Genomic DNA, 5,266 nt, shown 5'->3' with positions numbered 1-5,266 from the left:
ATCTCAAATTTAACTTCTGAGTCCACGATACCCTGCTTTAAATCCGGATTTGTAAAATCAAAATTATACATTAAAAGTTCTCTGATCTCATCAAGAGTTTCATTTTTATTAATTTCCACTTCCTGAATAACATTCATTGAGGTTTCCTGTGCTTTTGCAGTAGTACCAATTGCTACAAATCCACAAATAAAAAGGGAAGCCATCCACATTTGAATTATATTTTTCATAACTATTTGGTTTTAAATTAGATATTATTTTTTCGTATGTCTTACTCAAAGATAATAAAAATAATTTACATTAAATTAATATTAAGTTAACATTGAGTTAACATTAAAATATAATCAACTGACTATTAAATAGTTAAATAATAAAATAATTGAAAAATTAACATTGAATGGATATATTAATTCTAATAAAGGCCAAACTTTTACTAGTTTGGCCTTTATTAGACTATAATATTAATTGAGTTCTACCAGTAAGATGAGTTCTATTCCAGCTCTCTCTTCAAAAATTTCCCGGTCAAACTCTTTTTAGACTTCACAATTTCCTCCGGAGTTCCCTGTGCCACAATTTGTCCACCATGTTTTCCTCCTTCCGGTCCTACATCTATAATATGATCGGCTAGTTTAATCACATCCATATTATGCTAAATAATGATAAATGAATTTCCTAAGTCTACTAACTGATTAATAGCATCCATCAAAATTTTCACGTCCTCGAAATGAAGTCCTGTAGTAGGTTCATCAAGAATATAAAGGGTGTTTCCTGTTTGTCTTTTAGACAATTCTGTAGCCAGCTTGATACGTTGTGCTTCTCCTCCTGAAAGTGTGGTGGATTGCTGTCCCAATGTAATATATCCTAAACCTACATCATGTAACGTTTTGACTTTAGCAAAAATCTTAGGAATAGGCTGAAAGAATTCTACTGCTTCATCAATGGTCATATCCAGTACATCGGAAATGGATTTTCCTTTATAACGGACTTCAAGAGTTTCCCTGTTGAAACGTTTCCCGTTGCATGTTTCGCAATGAACATATACATCCGGTAAAAAGTTCATTTCAATGACTTTTAAACCTCCTCCCTGGCAGGTTTCACATCTTCCTCCTTTCACATTAAAAGAGAATCTTCCCGGCTTATACCCACGGATTTTACTTTCCGGCAATTCTGCAAAAAGGTTTCTGATGTCCGTAAACATTCCTGTATAAGTAGCAGGATTGGAACGTGGCGTTCTCCCGATCGGAGTTTGGTCTACATCGACAATTTTATCAATGTTTTCAAGACCTTCAATTTTTTTATATGGCAAAGGTTCCTGAACCGCTCTGTAAAAATGTTTATTTAAGATCGGGTATAAAGTTCCGTTGATCAGGGAAGATTTTCCGCTTCCTGAAATTCCGGTAACCACCACCAGTTTTCCTAAAGGAATATCAAGGGTTACATTCTTAAGGTTATTTCCTGTAGCTCCTTTTAAAAGTATATTTTTACCGTTTCCGGCTCTTCTTTCTGCCGGAATTTCAATTTTTCTTTCGCCATTGATGTATTGAGCCGTAATGGTATCGGCTTTCAACAGGTCTTTTGGTTTTCCCTGCCATAGAATTTCTCCACCGAATTTTCCGGCTCTCGGACCAATATCCAATACCTCATCGGCTTCCAGGATCATATCTTTGTCATGTTCTACCACCAACACGGAATTCCCGATATCACGAAGATTTTTCAAAGAATTGATGAGTCTTTCGTTATCCCTTTGATGCAATCCGATACTAGGTTCATCAAGAATATATAACACATTCACAAGCTGTGACCCTATTTGAGTTGCCAAACGGATTCTCTGTGATTCACCTCCCGAAAGTGTTTTGGAGCTTCTGCTCAGGCTCAAATAATCCAACCCTACATCCAATAAGAACTGAAGGCGGGTTTCAATTTCCTTTAAAATTTCATGAGCAATGATTTTATTTTTCTCAGAGAATTTATCTTTAACATCAATCAGCCATTCTTTCAGATCTGCTAAACTTAATGCATTAACTTCTGCTATATTTTTACCATCGATTTTAAAGCTTAAACTGGAATTTTGAAGACGGCTTCCGTTACATTCCGGGCAAACTTCTTCCGTAGTGAAGTGTCTTTCCAGCAAAATAGCTTCATAAGATTCCCTTTCATCAATAATTTCTTCCATAAACGGAATCAACCCATCAAAACTGATTTTTATCTTTTTGGTAATTCCTGCATATTTAAGGTCTTTATTAAACTCTTTATGACATCCGTTATAGATATAATCCAATGCTTCTTCCGGGATATCTTTCATCGGCGTCGTTAAACCTAAGCCAAAGATTTCAAGGATGCTTTTAATCTGTGAAAGAATCCATTTATTCGATTTAATATCTTCCAAAGGCAATAAACCGCCCTGGTTAATGGAAAGCTTTGGATTATCAATGAAATAGTCAGTATTGATTTTCTTGATTGTTCCCAATCCCTTACAGCTCGGGCAGCTTCCTTTTGGCGAATTGAAGGAAAATGTATTGGGTTCCGGTAATGCCAATGAATGACCGGTTTCCGCATCCATCAGGTTTTTGGAAAAATATTCAATATCTGTTCCGCCCAACTTTTGAATTCCGATGATCCCCTCTCCCATTTCCATCGCTGTTCTCAACGATTTTTCCATTCTGCTTTCAGAGGCATTTTCTCCAATGATCCAACGGTCGATTACAATATCGATGTCGTGGGTTTTATAACGGTCCAGCTTCAGATCATATTCAATATCCTGCAATTCCCCGTCAATTCTTGCCTGTCCGTACCCTTTTTTGGCCATCTGAACAAAAAGCTCATGATAATGTCCTTTTCTTGACCTTACCACAGGAGCCAACAGCATTATTTTTTCGCCTTTATAGTTTTCCTTGATGGTTTCAAGAATTTGTTCCTCCGTATAACTTACAAGTTTTTTCCCCGTGGAAAGTGAATACGCATCAGATACCCTTGCATATAACAGACGAAGGAAATCGTATAATTCCGTAACAGTACCCACTGTTGAACGTGGATTTTTATTGGTGGTTTTCTGCTCGATTGCAATAACCGGAGAAAGACCTTCAATCTTATCGACATCCGGACGTTCTAATCCTCCTAAAAACTGGCGGGCATACGCTGAAAATGTTTCAATATAACGGCGCTGTCCCTCCGCAAAAATGGTATCAAAGGCCAGTGAAGATTTTCCGCTTCCCGAAAGTCCGGTAATCACCACCAGTTCATTACGTGGAATTTTGACGTTAATGTTTTTAAGATTGTGTTCACGAGCTCCGTAAACTTCTATATATTCTGTTGATTTACTCATAATTCGGTGTGATCTGCCTGAAAATCACGATGTGCAAAATTACGGAATTTTATGGAATTTTCTTAGCCAAAGAAATTATAAAAGTTGATGTTTTTAATGAATAAAAATGGCGCCTTATTTAAGATCAAATGAGTTTAATTGTCTACATGTCATGTTGAGCGAAGTCGAAATATCTGAAAATTTTTAATTTATAAAAAAAGACCAGTAAAATTACCGGTCCTATTTATTTCAATTTTAATTTTCAGAAAAATCTGTATCCTCATTACTCACCTTTACCTGGTATTCTATTCCGTCGATCGCTTTGGATATAATCTGGTTTCTAAGAATATTTGCAATATTTTCCCAATAGGCTCTTCCGTAAAATGCATAATTATGAGGAATGATTTCCACTTCAACTGTCCGTACAAATCCTTCTTTCGGCTTATTGCTAATCATAGTCCCTCTTTTTACCCTTACGTCCTTAAGCTCATCTTTCAGAACCATCCTGCAATAATTTTTTACATCTTCCAGGGAAATGATCTTGTCTCTTGTGGTGAGTGCATATTTATAGGCCTGAATGCTGTCTGTTCCTTTTTGTTCCTCAGCTCCACCAATGGTTTCAGTAAGCAATACTAAAGACTGGGATTTCAATTGATTAGAAAGCTCCGTTCCGGGACGCATATGATTGGCCAGAGTACAATGGGTAACCCAAAATGAGGCATACGTATGGTCAGTCTTTTCAACGGGCTCCATAATCACATAATTCAGTTCCTGCCTGATGTTCCTTTTGGCATTATTCACCTTTTGCACCATTGTCTTCATCTTATCGGACATTTCGCTCAGGATACTTTTTACATTATCTCTGTTTAATAAGGAAAAGGCTGCAATCTCATCCCGCGTCAGTTCCAGCACATTGGCGATCATATCTACGGCATTTCTGTTTGTAAAACGCTCCATTCCGCCTTTTCTTACCGTATATAACCCTTTTTTAAGATCATCACTTGGCGTAAAAGGGATTTCTGTATAGATTCTTCCTTCTCCGTCCTGAACTTCATCCACATACAGGAAGTGTTCCCCCTCGTCTGTCACAAGAGGAATATTATTTCCCATGATATCCAAGCTGTATTCTGTTTTCTTCCAGCCTCTGTTGTAAATCGGGAAAGCATTCAGAACAAATGAAAAGTTATCCAGTATTTCTGCAGAAAATTGCGGTGGGAATTCGAAAGTAAGCCATAGATAACGTTTACCATCTATATTTTTGGCAATCTCGTCTTTTCCATTAAGAAAATCCAGATTTTCGGGAAGTTTTCCGGCATCCGAAATCAAAGTATCTGATATTCCGGTAATTTCTATAAACTTATGATGATAAATGCTTTTAATATCTTCTATCGTCTTTGTTTTGATGGATTGCTCGCGGAACATCTGCTCATATCCTTCTGACTGATCATTCTTAAGATAGGTGATGCCTTCTTTTACAAACAAAGGATTGCCGTTACTGTTCACTGTAATATAAGGCAATAACTTATATACAAAATCCAAGTGCTCATATGCAGGATTTGAGCAAAATATGCTGATCTTTTTCGGAAAATTTTCACTGGCATATTTAGTGACATTGATTCCTATGGTAATCTTCCTATAATCTTCCGGCCTTCCCTGAAATCTAGCTACAGGAATTTTATTCAGCCTGTCATCAATGCTATAGCAGGTGTTTCCTACAAACATAACGGAAGTTTGCATTTTATTGATCCTTACATTTCCCACAGGGGTAAAAGGAATATTAATCTGCTTATCCGATTCTGATTTTATAGTGGACGTCATCTGCTTTCTGAAGAAAAATTCCGTATGATCCAATAAGATTTCCGAAGATTCATAAGGAGATATAAAAGCTACTGCGTGAGCAGGAATAGGATGGGTATAAATAGACGGGGTAAGAAGCTTTGCAAGTTTCTCTAAAATACGGGCATTAAC

At 36.8% G+C, this 5,266-nt stretch carries 1 protein-coding gene and 2 pseudogenes; all 3 read right to left on the bottom strand.

Features of this window, described 5'->3' with window-relative positions:
- Positions 1 to 227: pseudogene (locus ACGHIN_RS16370) on the bottom strand (hypothetical protein); the annotation flags it as partial.
- A 260-nt stretch (positions 228 to 487) separates the two neighbouring features.
- A pseudogene (gene uvrA, locus ACGHIN_RS16365) lies at positions 488 to 3,319 on the bottom strand (excinuclease ABC subunit UvrA).
- A 234-nt stretch (positions 3,320 to 3,553) separates the two neighbouring features.
- Positions 3,554 to 5,266 (bottom strand): type VI secretion system baseplate subunit TssF (locus ACGHIN_RS16360; RefSeq protein ID WP_390455987.1); only part of this gene is annotated, 1,713 nt, incomplete at its 5' end.

The sequence above is a fragment of the Chryseobacterium barbadense genome, assembly GCF_042849955.1.
Classification (GTDB): domain Bacteria; phylum Bacteroidota; class Bacteroidia; order Flavobacteriales; family Weeksellaceae; genus Chryseobacterium.
This window is presented reverse-complemented; position numbering and strand designations above follow the sequence as displayed.